We start from the raw sequence: 429 nt of genomic DNA, 5'->3' as shown, positions 1-429 counted from the left end.
AGTAACAAAATCTAGAATAAAAGTTATGGTAGATAATAAAAACGCTGATATAGCGAATGTAAGAGACTCATCACCAACAGCTAATAATGGCTCGGCATCTAAACAACCGCAGATCATAACAGAAACGAGTCCTTATACATTCAAACAAGCACTGGATAAACAAATGGCAAGAGGTAACCCGAAAAAATCTAATGCTTGGGGTTGGGCTAACGCTACACGAGCACAAACGAGTTCAGCAATGAATGTTAAACGAATATGGGAAAGTAACACGCAGTGCTACCAAATGCTTAATTTAGGCAAGTATCAAGGCGTTTCAGTTAGTTCGCTTAATAAGATACTTAAAGGTAAGGGGACATTGAATAATCAAGGTAAAGCGTTCGCAGAAGCTTGTAAAAAGCACAACATTAATGAAATTTATTTAATCGCGCA

The 429-nt window shown here is 37.3% G+C and carries 1 pseudogene; it reads left to right on the top strand.

From position 1 onward, the window contains the following. A pseudogene (locus KQ486_RS14515) lies at positions 1 to 429 on the top strand (CHAP domain-containing protein); the annotation flags it as partial.

Source organism: Allobacillus halotolerans, from assembly GCF_018967645.1.
GTDB classification, from domain to species: Bacteria; Bacillota; Bacilli; order Bacillales; family Alkalibacillaceae; genus Allobacillus; species Allobacillus halotolerans.
Note: the sequence above shows the minus strand (reverse complement) of the source record. Positions and strands in the feature narration are given on the sequence as shown.